Raw genomic sequence first — 14,775 nt, 5'->3', positions numbered from 1 at the left:
ACTCAGCAATCCTTGCCCCAGGCCACCAGCGTCTCGCGATAGAGCGCCAGCAGCGCCTGATCCCGCACCGCCACCCCGACCTGCTGGGCACGATAGTCGGCCCAGCCATCGTGGGGATGGGACTTGCCATCGAATTTTTGCAGGGTATGGCCGATGGCCGGGCCCTCGTTGATGACCCGCACCGGTCCTTCCCGCAGGGTGAACAGGGTCGGATCTATCACGTAGGCAATGGCGGAGGGATCGTGCACGTGGCAGCCATCCAGACCGATGCGCTCCGAGTAGAAGCGCAGGTAGAAGCGGCTCACATCCCACAGGAAGCGACCCGGCTCACCCGCATCATCGCGCAGCGCATCCAGATAGGCGCTGCTGAAGAAACTCTGCTGGGTCACGTCCAGCCCTATGATCACCACGGGCCAGTCGGCGGTAAACACCCGGTCGGCGGCATCGGGATCGTCGTGAATGTTGGCCTCGGCATAGGGGGTCACGTTGCCGCGATGGCCGTTGACGCCAAAGGCGCCCCCCATCACCACCACCTGCTTCACCAGGGTGGTGATCTCCGGCGCCTCCTGCAGTGCCAGCGCCAGGTTGGTGAGCGGTCCTATGGTGACCAGGGTGATCTCGCCAGGCGCGGCCTTTACCGACTCGACGATATATTGCCAGGCGGGTCTGGGATCCGCCGTGATGGTCACTTCCCCCGCCTCCACGTCCCCCAGTCCACTCGGGCCGTGCACGACCGTGGTCGGCCCCACCGGCTCGCGGCGCAGCGGGGCCACGGCTCCCTTGGCCACATCCGCCTTCATGCCATATTTCTGCTTGAGCCAGAGCGCGTTGCGGGTACCGTTGTCTATGGTGGCATTGCCAAACACTGTGGTGATGGCGAGCAGCTCGATGGCGGGGTGCGCCTCGGCAAACAGTATTGCCATGGCGTCGTCGATACCGGGATCCGTATCCAGAATGATTTTGTGGGCCATGGGGCCTCCAGACAGCAAGAGAGTTGCCAGTGTAGCGACCTCCCGCCCGTTTAACAGCGCAGGGATCACAGCCTGAGGGTTTCGCCCGACCCGGCCCCGTCGAGTGGCGGCATTTTGAGCAGGCTAAGTGGCAGACGGGCCAATGCGCCTAAATAGTGGCCAACCGGACGAACGCGAAGCGTCGCCGCCTTGTGAGCCGGCCTGGGGGATGGTATCACTTGGCCTCATTGCCCCTTCTCTCACTCCACTGCCGAGGCGCCATAGTGATCACCCTGATTAAAGAGTCTGACCAGCTGAAGATGCCCTGGAAGAACAAGCAGGGCACCACAGCCCAGATCCTCATCGCCCCCAAGGGCGCCACCCTGGACAAGCTCGACTTTGACTACCGGCTGAGCTCGGCCCCCATCAAGGCCGCCGGCCCCTTCTCCAAATTTCCCGGCTATCAACGCATCCTGCTGCCCATCAGCGGCGCCGGTTTCGTGCTCAACGGCCACCCCTATGCCACCTTAGAGGCGGCCCACTTCAGCGGAGATGATGAGACCCACTGCGAGCTGCTGAAAAAAGAGGTGACGGATCTGGGGCTCATCTACGATCCCGCGCGCATCGGCGCCAACGTGCGGGTGCTCAATCTGCCCTTCCCGCTTAGCCTCAGTCTGGATACAGACAAGACCTACCTCTGCCACCTGCTGAGCGGCCAGCTCGACGTTGAGGGCCAAGCCGTCGCGGTCAACGAGACGCTGGTGGTCACGGGGGAAGAGAGCATAAGACTGGAGTGCCAGAAGAAAACGGCCATCGCCTTCTTTACCTTACAATCAATTATTTAATAAATTTAACCTTTGGGGCCATGGTCAAAAAACACTCCACCATATTGAATCTTATTAATGGTGGAGTAATATGGATCTCTCTATGTTTTTGTGATGAGAGATCCTATGCAATACACATTTGATGGGTTTGAAACACCACCTGAACTCACCACTGAAGAAGAAAAAAGCAATCAACAACTTCAGAAAAGAATGAGAGATATTCTAGAAGAATTTCAATATGTTGAAGATAATCATCTATCGACACACAAAACATTCAAGTCTAGAGTGCCTTATGAAGATCTCTATGGACTTAAAGCCATAAGTGCTTTTGTAATTAACCACCCAGTTGATGGATTAACTCGAATAGAGCCTCATCAACAACAAGTCTCCGGCTCTGTTGACCGCAAATTTCCTTTCTTTTTACAAAGTGCGTATAAAGCCCCCGAACCAAATGTCATTATTTTAATCGAAGGCCAAGGCCATAAAAAGGCCGCCTTCGAATGGTTAAAATCTGAATCAGCCAAATACACCACCAAAAATATCAAATGCTATGACTTGGCAGAATTTGCACTTTGGCTCTGACCTCTTAGATCAGCGCTTGGGGGCGCGGCCCCCGCTGTCGAGACAGGCCTGCATGCTGTCGTAGGGAACATAATGCTTGGTGCGGCTGTAGTAGGTGCCGCCCTGGGGGTGGCAGATGCCGCTCCTGCTCTTCTTGACCGGGGGCTCTGCCGCCAGCGCCAGGGCGCACACCAGCAGCAGGCAACAGCTGACCACCCATTTGACTGCTCTCATCACCCACATCCATTCTGAGTCTGGGGCGACAGGCCCCGCTTGCGGCCTATTCTATCCCGTCCAGGACGCGACCACTCCTCGCCAGATCACGAAATGAACCATTCATTCAATCGCTTGGCTCCTCTGTACCGCGCGATCGACACCAGGTATCCGCACCATAAAAAAAGCCGGGGCAGCCCGGCTTTTTCTTCATGACCATCCGACAAGCGGCTTAACCGATCTTGAAGGTGCCCTTCATCATGGCGAAGTGGCCGGGGAAGGAGCAGAAGAAGGTGAGATCTTTGCCGGCCAGGCCGTCGGTCTTGAAGGTGACGCTGGTGCTCTCGCCACCGCCCACCAGCTTGGTGTGGGCCAGCACGCGCGGATCATCCTTGGGCAGGTAGTTGTTGTCGGCACCGGCACTCATGCCTGCGGTGGCCACAGCCTGATAGTCGGCGGTATTCGCCAGCGCCCAGTTGTGGCCCATGGCGGTCACCGGCATCTTGCCGGTGTGATTGAGGGTCACGGTCACCTCTTTGCAGGTGGCAGGTACGCTCATCTCCTTGAGGTTGTACTGCATGGCATCATTGCCTTCGATGACCAACGCGCACTCATCGGCCAGAGCCGGGGCAGCCAGGGTACTCAGAAACAGCAGGGTAATCGCCTTTTTCATCATCCTCTCCTTTGATTGGCAATAAATGGCAACACGATTGCCTGCAGGCGAGCACCCGGACTGGCAAAGATGCTGTCAAAATCGACCTTATTCTACTCAAATGTTGTCAATCGGCTATGGCTTTAGCGCAAAGCTGCGGGTCAGGTCACCAGATTGACCTTATTCACAACAGACGCTGAACCTGAATGGATACGCATCAACCCCTCTCCCGGCCCACCCCTGTTTAATTTTCTCCCGCCATTTTCCACACGGCCACTCGCCAGCCGCCAGCCGCTTGGCTAAGCTGGCGGCCCATGGCACCAGGCCCTGTTCAAGATAGAGATATTGCTTATGTCGTTTCCCCCGGTATGGGCCCTGCGCGGCCTCTTGCTGACCCTGATACTGGCGCTGACCGCCTGCCAGCCTGCACCGACCCAGACCCGCATTCAGGGCAAGACCATGGGTACCTATTATGTGGTGACTGTGAGCGATCCCTTCCCGGGGGGCGAGCCTGCGCTGCAACAGGAGGTCGACTCCCTGCTGGCGCGCATGAACCACGAGATCTCCACCTACGATCCGAATTCCCTCATCTCCCGCTTCAATCAGAGCACGGGCAAGCAGCCCACTGTCATTCCGGCGGCCATGGCCAGGATAGTGCAGCAGGGCATGGATGCCGGGCACCTCACCCAGGGCAAGCTGGACGTCACAGTGGGGCCGCTGGTCAACCTGTGGGGATTCGGCCCGGACAAGCGCCCGCTCAAGCGGCCAGATGCCGGGCAAATTGCCGCAGCCCGCCTCAAGGTAGGCATAGACAAGCTGAGCCTGACGCCGGAGGGGGATCACTTCCTGCTCGGCAAGGCAATCCCGGCGCTCTACCTCGATCTCTCCACCCTGGGCGAGGGGGCCGCCTCGGACGAGATAGCTGGCCTGCTCGAGAGCAAGGGGGTGCACAACTACCTGATCGAAGTGGCCGGTGCCGTGCGCAGCAAGGGCAACAATGGCAAGGGCAACCCCTGGCGGGTGGCCATAGTCGAGCCTTCCGATCAACCGGGGGCCTTCTCCGATGTGGTGAGCCCGAACGGCATGGCCCTCAGCACAGCCGGCAGCTATCGCAACTATTACGAGCTCGATGGCCAGCGCTACTCCCACATCATAGATCCCGCCACGGGCGCACCTGTGACCCACAAGCTGGTCTCCGCCAGCGTGATCACCCCGACCGCACTGGAAGCCGATGCCCTCGACACGGCGCTCATGGTGATGGGGCCCGAGCAGGCGATGGCCTTCGCCAGGGAGCACCGGCTCGCGGTCTACCTTATCGTCAAGACAGAGCAGGGATTCGAAGCCAGATTCACCCCCCAATTCGCCCCCTATCTGATCCCCAAACAGCCATAAAAACGAGGCCCCGCCGTGCGGGGCCTCGCTGTTTTCAAGTTGGCACTGCACGATGGGAATGTGGTGAGGCGCCGGGGTCACCGTCTGTTTGGGCAGCTTGGCCCGGTACTGGCATGTATTCTCGGCGACATCAAGCCAGTGACCGCCGACAAGGTGCTTCCATGCTAATCCCCGCAGCCGGCCGGCTCGGCCGACTGACGCGCCACCCGGCTGCCCGCCCCGTAGAGGACAAACACCAGCACGCAAATCGCGGTCATCACGGCGAACAGGGCCGGGCCGCCCCACACCTGCAAGAGCCAACCCCCCACCAGAGGCGAGAGCGCCCAACCGAGCCCGGCCAGGGCACTTGCGCCAAAGTAGCTCCCCTTGAGGTGAGCCGGCGCCATCTCGTCGATGAGCACGTTGAAGAGCGGGAACAGCACCGCCTCCCCCACGCTCAGCACGAACACCGCCACCAGCCAGGGCCACAGCAGGGCCGGACTAGACATGGCGAACAGCACCTGAGCGGCCGCCATCAGCAGGATGGAGAACTGCAACCGCAGGCTCACTCGCCAGCGCCGCGTCAGGTGCAGCAACGGAAATTGCAGGGTGATGATGGTCACTGCATTGGTGGCCACCAGCAGGGCCACCAGGGTCTCTACCTCAGGGGCACCGGTGCGGACCAGGTACTGGATCAGCGGAGACTCCACTTGGGCGTAGACCAGCATCATCAGCAGATTGGCGAGGATAAACAGCATGAAGGCCCGATCCCGTCCCACCACCTTGAGCATGGCCCCCAGCGTGAGGCCCGCATCCGGCCGGCCGACGCACTCGCGGCGAAAGCCAAGCAGGAAGGCGATGCCGAGCAGACCATAGCTGACGGCCGTCACCACGAAGGTCTCCTGGCGCGCGCCTAGCCCTACCATCACGCCGATGAGGGGCCCCACTCCCGCCCCCACATTGAGCAGGAAGTAACGCAAGTGCTGAGCCAGCTCCCGCTGCGCCTTCTCAGGCAGCAGATCCCCCATCAGCGCCTTACCCGGGGTGTCGATGAAGGCATAAGAGAGGCCGGAACCGAATACCCCGAGGGCAATGAACCAGAGGGAGTGACCAAACCCAAGCAGCAGGTAGGCGCCGCACGACAGGACGCAGCCGAGCAACAGTATGGTGCGCCTGCCGAGCCTGTCGGAGAGCCAGCCAACGTAGAAACCGATAAGGCAGGAGAGCACAGCCGCACCGCCCAGCAGCATCCCGATGCCGGACGCCGACAGGCCATATTCCCGGTAGAGCAGAATGGAGAGGAAAGGCCAAACCATGAAGAAGCTGGTGCGCACCATGAAGGTGCCCAGGATCACGATCCAGACTAGCGGAGGAAAGGGAGGTAGGCGCATGGGAACTCCTTGTCACGCAATGGCAGCATATTCGCAGGGGAAAGCATTCAGTGGTATCAAAAGGCACCTGTCGACACAATCCCTACCATGAAAAAAACCGCCCAAAGGGATGCTCTCTGAGAGGACCGGCAGGCGACCTCATCGTCAAGACCGAACAGGGATCCGCCGCCCGTCATCCCCCCCGGTTCCCCCCCCCCCCTTTCTGGTCCAGAAGAAATAATGAACGGCGGAGCTTCGCGGAAAAACCGCGGCGCCACCCCATGTTCAATTGCCTGTCTGCGCGCTTTGGTGGCACACTTCTGTTATCCGCCCGTAGCGCCCTGACCCAGACAGATGCAGACACCGGAACCCGAGCCAGAAAAAAAAGCCACGCCCAAGCCCAAGCGCATTCTGCTGGTCAACGAACAGCGATCCTTTCAGGTGATGATGAAGGCGATGCTGATCAACATCGGCATCAGTCGCATCACCTATGTCAATTCGGCCGAGGAGGCCAGGCGTCGCTGTCAGAAAGAGACCTTTGACATCTACCTGCTCGATTACGAACTGGGGGTCGGCGAGAACGGCCGCCAGTTGCTGGAGAGCCTGCGGGATCAGAAGCTCATTCCCCCCCAGAGCGTGGTGATCATGGTGAGCGGCGACAGCTCCCGCGCCATGGTGTTGAGCGCGCTGGAGGCCGAGCCCGACGAATACCTGATGAAGCCCTTCTCCCAGGAGCAGTTCTCGTTTCGTCTCAAACGCGCCCTCGCCCGTCGCCTGGCGCTGGAGAGCGTCTTCATCGCCCTCGCCCAGGACGATCTGCCCACCCTGCTGGCCGCCTGCGCCGAACGGGCCGATGCGGTGCCGCGCTTTGCCAACTTCTGCCGCTGCCTGCAGGCCGATACCCAGCTCAAACTGGGACAGGCCAAGGAGGCGCGCAGCCTGATGCGCCAGCTGCTGGCCGGCCAGGAGAACAGCTGGGCCCGGCTGACCCTGGGCAAGGCGTGCCATACGCTCGGACTTAATGAGGAGGCGGTGAGCCACCTGCAGGCGACCCTCAAGAACACCCCGCTGATGGTGGAGGCCCACCTCTGGCTGGCGGAATCCCAGCTGGCGCTCGGCAATGACGAGCAGGCCCAGCAGGAGCTCAGACGGGCGGTGGACATCTCCCCCCAGTCGGTGCAGCTCTCCCGCCGGCTGGCGGAGGTGTGCCTGCTGCGCCACGACTACGCCCAGGCCAAGGACGTGCTGCTGTCGCTCATCGACTTGTCGCGCAACTCCATCCATCGCACCCCCCACTATCTGGGGGCCTATATCCAGGCGCTGACCCTGTACGCCCTCAACAGCAACGACATCTACCACATAGCCAACCTGCAAAAGCAGGTGAATTCGGCCCTCTCGCGCATTCGCGATTCGCTGATGATGTCGGAGTTCAACTACCCGGTGTTCGAGCAGATCTGCCAGGCCAGGGTGCAGATCGCCCTGGGCGAGCTGCTCAAGGGCAAGAAGATGCTCTATCGCGCCAACCAGAACTGGCTCGATCAACCTGGCACCATGCCCCCCAGCCTGTTGGGCGAGACCATACTCGCCCTCTACCAGCTCGGCGAATTCGAATATGCCGAGACGCTGCAGGCGCTGCTGGCGGAGGATGAAGACAGACTGCTCACCACCTGCATCCAGGCCACCCGCGACGACAAGACGGTGCTCGAACGCCGCCAGCGTTACCAGCAGCTCAACGAACTGGGCATCAAGGCCTACCAGAGCGGCGAGCTGGAGCAGGCCCTGGGCCACTTTCGCGAGGCGCTGCGCCGGGCCCCCGCCAATACAGGTGCCGCCCTCAACAAGATCCAGGTGCTGCTGCAACTGATGCAGAAAAACCGCAAGAGCCCGGAGTTTGGCGCCGAGTGCAAGGAGACGCTGGAGGTGCTGGACGGTATTCCCCTGAACCCGGCACAGCAGGATCGTTTTCGCAAACTGCGTCAGGAGTTTACCCAGCTCAGTTGACCCCGGCCATGGCCCGCTCGCCTATGCTGATACAGACTCGGCGAGGGGAGGAAACAGACGATGGCCATGTGTCGATATCTGGTGGCGGACGGGCGCCACTGCAGCGAGGAGGCGGAGGAGCACGAACTGTGCCGCTGGCACGATCCCCACGCCGATCATCAGAGCCCCCATACCGCTCGCGAGCTGGAGCACTACATCCAGCAAGGGGGTCTGTGCCACGGCCTGCAACTGGCCCGCGCCAACCTGGCCGGCCTCAACCTGGTGAAGAAGGGGGCCCCGCAGGGCTTCTTGCTGGAACAGTGCAACTTCTATCGCGCCAACCTGCAGGGAGCTCACCTCTACGGCATCCGCATCAAGGGCGGCAGCCTGATGAAGGCGGATCTCAGCGAAGCCAACCTGCACTGCGCCGAGCTCGATGACGTCAACCTGCTCGGCATTCGCTGGCACAACACCCGGCTCGACAACCTCAACACCGGCAAACGGCTGATGCAGGAGCGGCGCGGCCGCAAGGAGCGCGATCCCGTGCAGGCCCGCATCTGGCTGAAAGAGGCCGAGGAGACCTACCGGGATCTGCGCAAGGCCTCGGAGGCCCAGGGCATCTTCACCATGTCCGGCCGCTACATACAGCAGGAGCTCACCATGCGCCGGCTGCAGTTGCCGCTCTGGTCGACACAGCGCTTCACCTCCTGGATCGTCGATCTCTTCTGCGGCTACGGCGAGGCGCCCATGCGGGTGGTGCTCTTCTCCCTGCTGCTCATCTTCATCTGCAGCATCTTCTACTTCTTCTTTGGCCTGAGCTTCAACGGCAACCACCTCATCTACCGGCCAGACGCCCCCCTGGAGCAGAACGCCATCTTCCTGCTCGAATGCCTCTATTACAGCGTGGTGACCTTCACCACCCTGGGTTACGGGGACTTCACCCCCATAGGCCTGTCACGGCTCTTCGCCGCCTTCGAGGCCTTCACCGGCAGCTTCACGCTGGCGCTGTTTGTGGTGGTGTTCGTCAAGAAGATGACTCGCTAAAAACCTGCCCACGATCTTGCTGCGAGGCCGTGATCAAGGCTCATATGCTGCTCGGAATCCTCATGTATCCATATACATTCCGGTTCCTGCGCTGCGCTTCACCTTGCTGACAGCCTCTCGCGACAGCTCGTGAACAGGTTACCGAAAGCCCTATAACCGGCAGAGGAGCTGTGCCGAGCACATCCCGGGAACTTGCATCCACCGCCGATTCCTAGTCCAATAGCGACTTATAAAAATGACATGAGCATCCCGGACATGAAGATCATCTCTTTCAATATCAATGGCCTGCGCGCCCGTCTTCATCAGCTGCAAGCCATCATCGACAAACACCAGCCGGATGTGATCGGCCTGCAGGAGATCAAGGTGCACGACGAGGCCTTCCCGCTGGCGGATGTGGAGGCCATGGGCTATCACGTGGAGTTCCACGGCCAGAAGGCCCACTACGGGGTGGCCATCATGAGCAAGCAGAAACCGGTCGAGGTGCAAAAAGGCTTCCCCACGGATCCGGACGATGCCCAGCGCCGCATGATCATGGCCACCTTCAAGCGCGAAGATGGCTCCCTCATCAAGGTGATGAACGGCTACTTCCCCCAGGGCGAGAGCCAGGACCACGAGACCAAGTTCCCGGCCAAGCAGAAGTTCTACGAGGATCTGCAGCACTATCTGGAGACCCACCACACCCCGGACGATCAACTGGTGCTGATCGGCGACGTGAATATCTCCCCCACCGATCTCGACATCGGCATCGGCGAGGCGAACCGCAAGCGCTGGCTGCGGGATGGCAAATGCTCCTTCCTGCCCATAGAGCGGGAATGGATGGAGCGCCTCAAAGGGTTCGGCCTGACCGACACCTTCCGCGCCGCCAACCCCACCGAGTGCGAGCGTTTCTCCTGGTTTGATTACCGTTCAAAGGGCTTTGACGAGAATCGCGGCCTGCGCATCGACCTCATCATGGCCTCCAACGCCCTCAAGGACGCTGTGACCGAGACCGGCATCGACTACGAGCTGCGCGGCATCGAGAAACCCTCGGACCACGCCCCCATCTGGGCCTGCTTCGCCTGATGACGACAAACAGTGGGGACGTTTGACGCCCCCACTGTGACCCGGCCCCCACTTCCCCGCCCTCTTCCTTCTTATAATGCCCACCAGACCACCCGTGCCGCGCGCAACGCTTATAGTGAGTGCGTCCGTCACCGGGACACAAGTTGTCGCTGGCTCGCCTCTCTGCCGCCATTGGCACTGATAACTTCCATCCCCGAGCAGCTTGGGTTCAATATTCGTGCTCTATCATGAAAAATTGTCAGTAATCCAATGAGTTGAATTTGTAACCATGCTGTTGATGATGTCAGTTCAGAAGAAAGGTGTGCACGGCGATCGCGATCCATCCAACAGGAGTGTGATGATGAAGGTGCAAAACGTCAGGGAAGATAGGTTCAAGCGTTGTGGTATTGCCCTGGCACTGGCCAGCCTGTTGACCGCCTGTGGCGACGAGCCGACCGCCGGTGCCCAGGCGCTGCCTCCCGTGCCCGTGGTGGTGGCCGAGGTCAAGCTGACCGATGTGCCCCTGACCGCCGAGATGGTGGGTGAAACCGCCGGTTTTCGCGAGATCGATGTCCGCTCCCGGGTGAGCGGCATACTGCTCAAACGTACCTATGTGGAAGGCCAGCCGGTCAGCGCCGGCCAGGAGCTGTTCCTGATCGACCCCGAGCCCTACAAGGTGGCGCTGGAGCAGTCCAGAGGCACACTTGCCCAGGAGCAGGCTCGTCTCAACAAGGCCCGCGCCGATCGGGATCGCATCATCCCCCTGTTCAAACGCCAGGTGGTGAGTCGCAAGGACTATGACGACACCATAGCCAACTACGAGGCCGCCATCGCCAGCCATCAGGCGGCCCAGGCCAAGGTGAAGGAGGCGGATCTCAACCTCAGCTACACCCAGGTCACGGCCCCCATCAACGGCATGGCGAGCAAGAGCTCCCAGTCCGAAGGCAGCCTCATCTCCACCAGCGGCGAAAATGGCCTGCTCACCACCATCACCCAGTTCGACCCGCTCTACGTCAACTTCTCCTACTCGGAGCAGGATCGTCTCAACTTCGAGAACTCGGTGAAAAAGGGATTGATTGAGGCCAGGGATGCCACCAACTGGCGCACCCACATCCGGCTGGCGGACGGCTCCGTCTATCCAGAGGCGGGCAAGCTCAACTTCTCCGACAGCCGGGTCGATCCCCAGACCGGCACCATACGTGCCCGCGCCATCTTCGACAACAAGAAGGGCGCCCTGCTGCCCGGCCAGTTCGTGCGCATGACCATCGACCTGGGGCTGCGCAAGAACGCCATCCTGGTACCGCCGCGGGCCATAGTCCAGTCCCAGGCCGACCGCATGGTGATGGTGGTGGATGCCGACAACAAGGTGGTGCCAAGGCCGGTCAAGCTGGGCTCCGTGGTCGACAGCGGCGTGCTGATCGACAGCGGGCTCGCGCCCGGCGAACGCTACATAGTCGAGGGGTTGATGAAGGCCCGTCCCGGTTCCGTGGTCAAGCCGGTTTCGGCCGCCGAGATGAAGGCCATCAGCGCCAATATGGTCAGCCAGGCCGCGGCCAAGTAAGGAGTTCGTATGTTTTCCAAGTTCTTCATCGAACGCCCCATCTTCGCCAGCGTGATCTCCATCATCATAGTGCTGGCTGGATTGGCGGCGATGCGATCCCTGCCCATAGAGCAGTACCCGCAGATCACCCCGCCAGTGGTGTCGGTGACTGCCTTCTACCCGGGCGCCACCCCCGAGGTGATCTCCCAGACGGTGGCCGCGCCACTGGAGCAGCAGATCAACGGCGTGGAGCGGATGCTCTACATGCAGTCCGGTTCGGCCTCCAACGGCCAGATGAACCTCAACATCTATTTCGAGATCGGCACCGATCCGGATCAGGCCACCATCAACGTCAACAACCGGGTCTCGGCCGCCATGGCCCAGCTGCCGGAAGAGGTCAAAAAGCAGGGGGTGACGGTCAAGAAGAAATCGACCTCGATCCTGCAGGTAGTGACCCTGCAATCCCCGGGCGGCACCTTTGACACCACCTATCTGTCGAACTACGCCCTGCTCAACATCATAGATGAGCTCAAGCGGATTCCCGGAGTCGGCGACACCACATTGTTCGGCGGCACCGACTACGCCATGCGCATCTGGCTGCGACCGGACCGGCTGGCCCAGCTCGAACTCACCCCGAGCGACGTGATCGGCGCCATCCGCGAGCAGAACACCCAGTTCGCGGCGGGCAAGATAGGCGCCCAGCCCACCACGGCCCCCATCGACTTCACCTACACGGTGCAGACCAAGGGGCGCCTCGAGGATGTGAAAGAGTTCCAGAACATCATCATCCGCTCCATGCCGGACGGCTCGAAAATCCGGGTCAAGGACGTGGCCAGGGTCGAGCTCGGCGGCAAGGATTACGACCTGCTGGCCAAGGCCAACGGCAAGCCGGCCATCGGCATCGCCACCTATCTGCAGCCGGGCGCCAACGCCGTGGCGGTGGCCGATCAGGTGCATGCCACCATGCTGCGCCTCAAGGAGCGCTTCCCCCAGGACATCGAGTACCAGATCCCCTACGACACCACAGAGTTCGTGAAGATCTCCATCGAGGAGGTGGTACACACCCTGTTCGAGGCGATCCTGCTGGTGTTCGTGGTGGTCTACCTGTTCCTGCAGAACTTCCGTGCCACCCTGATCCCCTGCATCGCGGTACCGGTGTCGCTGATCGGCACCTTTGCCGGCATGCTGGTGCTGGGCTTCTCCATCAACCTGCTGACCCTGTTTGGCATGGTACTCGCCATCGGTATCGTGGTGGATGACGCCATCGTAGTGCTGGAGAACGTCGAGCGGATCATGCAGGAGAAGAAGTGCTCGCCCAAGGAGGCCGCCATCCTCGCCATGCAGGAGGTATCGGGCCCCGTCATCGCCATCGTGCTGGTGCTGTGCGCCGTGTTCCTGCCGGTCGCCTTCATGGGCGGCATGACGGGGGTCATGTACAAGCAGTTCGCCATCACGGTCGCGGTGTCGGTAGCCATCTCCGGCCTGGTGGCACTGACCCTGTCACCGGCCCTGTGCGCCGTGCTGCTGAAAGAGGGCCACCACAAGCCGGCCCGCTTCTTCGTCTGGTTCAACAACGCCTTCGACGGCCTCACCCGCCGTTACGTGCGCGGTGTCGCCTTCCTCAACCGTCGGGTCGGGGTGGCGTTCACCATCATCGCCTTCATCCTGGTCTCCATCTACGGCTTGCTGCTGAAGGTGCCCGGTGAGCTGGTACCGAACGAAGATCAGGGCTACCTGCTCTCCGCCGTCATGCTGCCGGATGCGGCCTCCCTTACCCGCACCCTGGCGGTGGCGAATGACTTCGACCGGATGGCGATGGCCAACCCCAACGTCAAGGACGTCATCACCTTCTCGGGCTTTGACATCCTCTCCAACGCCATCATCAGCAACAGCGGCATCAGCTTCATCACCCTCAAGGACTGGAGCGAGCGCCAGGGCGCGGGGCAGGACTCCTTCTCCCTGGCCAAGACCTTCCAGGGCATGAGCCTGATGGGGCTGGCGGATGGCTTCGTCGCCTCCTTCAACCCGCCCCCCATCACCGGCATGTCTACCACAGGCGGGCTGGAGGCCTATCTGCAAAACCGCAGCACCGGCAACGCCCAGGCCTTCTCGGCCGAGGTGCAGCGCTTCCTGGAAGCGGCCAAAGAGCGTCCCGAGTTCGCCAGCGTCACCTCCACCTATCGTGCCAACGTGCCCCAGGTCTATCTCGATCTGGATCGCGAGAAAGCCAAGGCGCTGGGGCTGCCCATCAATGCGGTGTTTGACACCATGCAGGCCACCTTCGGTCAGGTCTATGTCAACGACTTCAACCAGTTCGGTCGTACCTACCGGGTGCAATTGCAGTCCGAGGCGGACTACCGCGCCAAGAAGAGCGACATCCGCAACGTCTATGTCCGCTCCGACAAGGGGGAGATGATACCGCTCAGCAGTCTGGTGACGGTGCGCGATGCCACAGGCCCCGAACTGGTGGAGCGTTTCAACATCTTCCAGGCGGCCAAGATCATGGCGCAGCCGGCGCCGGGCTACAGCTCCGGCCAGGCCATCGCCGCGCTGGAAGCCGTGGCCGACGAGTCCCTCGGCAACGACGCCAAGCTGGAGTGGACCGGCTCCGCCTATCAGGAGAAGGCAGCCGCCGGCAGTGCGGGCACCGCGTTCGGCTTCGGCATAGTGATGATCTTCCTCATCCTGGCCGCCCAGTACGAACGCTGGAGCCTGCCATTTGCGGTGATAACCGCCGTGCCGTTCGCCCTGTTCGGCGCCCTGCTGGCCACCTGGCTGGTGGGTCTCACCAACAACGTCTACTTCCAGATAGGGCTGGTGACGCTCGTCGGGCTGGCGGCCAAGAACGCCATCCTGATCGTGGAGTTTGCGGTGATGAAGCACGAGGAGGGAATGAGCCTGATCGAGTCGGCGCTGGAGGCGGCGCGGCTGCGTTTTCGCCCCATCGTCATGACCTCGCTCGCCTTCATCCTCGGCTGTGTGCCGCTGGTGACTTCGAGCGGTGCCGGCGCGGCGAGCCGTCACGCCCTCGGCTGGCCGGTCATCGGCGGCATGCTGGCGGCGACCTTCATCGCCATCTTCTTCATCCCGCTCTTCTTCCGCCTCATCATGAAGCGATCGGAGCGACCCCGCGCCCCCGCGCCCCAGCAGAAACAGTGACACAAGCCCCCGCCGATGCGGGGGCTTTTCTATACCTACGCGGCTCATCTGTCGCCCCCTCCTTGCGCTT

Annotated in this window: 12 protein-coding genes; 8 read left to right on the top strand and 4 right to left on the bottom strand. The window is 61.4% G+C overall.

Annotated features, from left to right (window positions below; genetic code table 11):
- Window positions 1-2 precede the first annotated feature (2 nt).
- On the bottom strand, window positions 3-971 hold the full coding sequence (locus IU367_RS06795) for a nucleoside hydrolase (RefSeq protein WP_274453789.1): 969 nt from the start codon (window positions 969-971) through the stop codon (window positions 3-5).
- Window positions 972-1,234: 263 nt separating this feature from the next.
- Here IU367_RS06795 and IU367_RS06790 point away from each other — a divergent pair, with 263 nt between their 5' ends.
- Window positions 1,235-1,795, top strand: coding sequence for a HutD family protein (locus IU367_RS06790; RefSeq protein WP_274453788.1), 561 nt, complete (start codon window positions 1,235-1,237; stop codon window positions 1,793-1,795).
- Window positions 1,796-1,900: 105 nt separating this feature from the next.
- Window positions 1,901-2,356 (top strand): PD-(D/E)XK nuclease superfamily protein, encoded by a 456-nt coding sequence (locus tag IU367_RS06785; protein WP_241278370.1) that lies wholly within the window; start codon window positions 1,901-1,903, stop codon window positions 2,354-2,356.
- Between the two features lie 9 nt (window positions 2,357-2,365).
- On the opposite strand, the gene IU367_RS06780 is transcribed toward IU367_RS06785, so the two are convergent.
- Together IU367_RS06780 and azu are read right to left on the bottom strand one after the other, a co-directional pair.
- A complete protein-coding gene (locus IU367_RS06780; protein WP_043556742.1) occupies window positions 2,366-2,569 on the bottom strand; it encodes a hypothetical protein in 204 nt (67 codons plus the stop codon).
- Window positions 2,570-2,780: 211 nt separating this feature from the next.
- Window positions 2,781-3,221 (bottom strand): azurin, encoded by a 441-nt coding sequence (gene azu / locus IU367_RS06775; RefSeq protein ID WP_042871224.1) that lies wholly within the window; start codon window positions 3,219-3,221, stop codon window positions 2,781-2,783.
- Window positions 3,222-3,551: 330 nt separating this feature from the next.
- Between azu and IU367_RS06770 the strand changes: the two genes are divergently transcribed.
- On the top strand, window positions 3,552-4,592 hold the full coding sequence (locus IU367_RS06770; protein WP_274453786.1) for an FAD:protein FMN transferase: 1,041 nt from the start codon (window positions 3,552-3,554) through the stop codon (window positions 4,590-4,592).
- A 164-nt stretch (window positions 4,593-4,756) separates the two neighbouring features.
- Here the strand turns inward: IU367_RS06770 and IU367_RS06765 are convergent, their stop codons facing one another.
- Window positions 4,757-5,962, bottom strand: coding sequence for an MDR family MFS transporter (locus tag IU367_RS06765; protein WP_274453785.1), 1,206 nt, complete (start codon window positions 5,960-5,962; stop codon window positions 4,757-4,759).
- Window positions 5,963-6,295: 333 nt separating this feature from the next.
- On the opposite strand from IU367_RS06765, the gene IU367_RS06760 reads away from it, so the two are divergent.
- The 5 genes from IU367_RS06760 to IU367_RS06740 all read left to right on the top strand — a co-directional run bounded on the left by IU367_RS06760 (window position 6,296) and on the right by IU367_RS06740 (window position 14,705).
- Window positions 6,296-7,942 (top strand): tetratricopeptide repeat-containing response regulator, encoded by a 1,647-nt coding sequence (locus IU367_RS06760; protein ID WP_274453784.1) that lies wholly within the window; start codon window positions 6,296-6,298, stop codon window positions 7,940-7,942.
- Between the two features lie 60 nt (window positions 7,943-8,002).
- The gene (locus tag IU367_RS06755; RefSeq protein WP_043134271.1) at window positions 8,003-8,965 is read left to right on the top strand and encodes an ion channel; all 963 of its coding nucleotides are present in this window, start codon (window positions 8,003-8,005) and stop codon (window positions 8,963-8,965) included.
- A gap of 255 nt (window positions 8,966-9,220) precedes the next feature.
- Window positions 9,221-10,027 carry an exodeoxyribonuclease III gene (gene xthA, locus IU367_RS06750; protein ID WP_274453782.1) on the top strand — a complete coding sequence of 269 codons (807 nt, stop codon included), beginning with the start codon at window positions 9,221-9,223 and terminating at the stop codon, window positions 10,025-10,027.
- A 340-nt stretch (window positions 10,028-10,367) separates the two neighbouring features.
- The gene (locus IU367_RS06745; protein ID WP_103471133.1) at window positions 10,368-11,567 is read left to right on the top strand and encodes an efflux RND transporter periplasmic adaptor subunit; all 1,200 of its coding nucleotides are present in this window, start codon (window positions 10,368-10,370) and stop codon (window positions 11,565-11,567) included.
- 9 nt (window positions 11,568-11,576) lie between these two features.
- Window positions 11,577-14,705 carry an efflux RND transporter permease subunit gene (locus tag IU367_RS06740; protein WP_274453781.1) on the top strand — a complete coding sequence of 1,043 codons (3,129 nt, stop codon included), beginning with the start codon at window positions 11,577-11,579 and terminating at the stop codon, window positions 14,703-14,705.
- Window positions 14,706-14,775: the final 70 nt, after the last annotated feature.

Origin of the sequence: Aeromonas bestiarum, from assembly GCF_028751155.1 — a bacterium.
In the GTDB taxonomy this organism is placed as follows: Bacteria; Pseudomonadota; Gammaproteobacteria; order Enterobacterales; family Aeromonadaceae; genus Aeromonas; species Aeromonas bestiarum.
Note: the sequence above shows the minus strand (reverse complement) of the source record. Positions and strands in the feature narration are given on the sequence as shown.

Excerpts from the sequence above, each read along its gene's own strand:
- IU367_RS06795 (WP_274453789.1), bottom strand. The coding sequence starts at position 971 with ATGGCCCACAAAATCATTCTGGATACGGATCCCGGTATCGACGACGCC.
- IU367_RS06785 (WP_241278370.1), top strand. The coding sequence starts at position 1,901 with ATGCAATACACATTTGATGGGTTTGAAACACCACCTGAACTCACCACT.
- IU367_RS06780 (WP_043556742.1), bottom strand. The coding sequence starts at position 2,569 with ATGAGAGCAGTCAAATGGGTGGTCAGCTGTTGCCTGCTGCTGGTGTGC.
- azu (WP_042871224.1), bottom strand. The coding sequence starts at position 3,221 with ATGAAAAAGGCGATTACCCTGCTGTTTCTGAGTACCCTGGCTGCCCCG.
- IU367_RS06770 (WP_274453786.1), top strand. The coding sequence starts at position 3,552 with ATGTCGTTTCCCCCGGTATGGGCCCTGCGCGGCCTCTTGCTGACCCTG.
- IU367_RS06765 (WP_274453785.1), bottom strand. The coding sequence starts at position 5,962 with ATGCGCCTACCTCCCTTTCCTCCGCTAGTCTGGATCGTGATCCTGGGC.
- IU367_RS06760 (WP_274453784.1), top strand. The coding sequence starts at position 6,296 with ATGCAGACACCGGAACCCGAGCCAGAAAAAAAAGCCACGCCCAAGCCC.
- IU367_RS06755 (WP_043134271.1), top strand. The coding sequence starts at position 8,003 with ATGGCCATGTGTCGATATCTGGTGGCGGACGGGCGCCACTGCAGCGAG.
- xthA (WP_274453782.1), top strand. The coding sequence starts at position 9,221 with ATGAAGATCATCTCTTTCAATATCAATGGCCTGCGCGCCCGTCTTCAT.
- IU367_RS06745 (WP_103471133.1), top strand. The coding sequence starts at position 10,368 with ATGAAGGTGCAAAACGTCAGGGAAGATAGGTTCAAGCGTTGTGGTATT.
- IU367_RS06740 (WP_274453781.1), top strand. The coding sequence starts at position 11,577 with ATGTTTTCCAAGTTCTTCATCGAACGCCCCATCTTCGCCAGCGTGATC.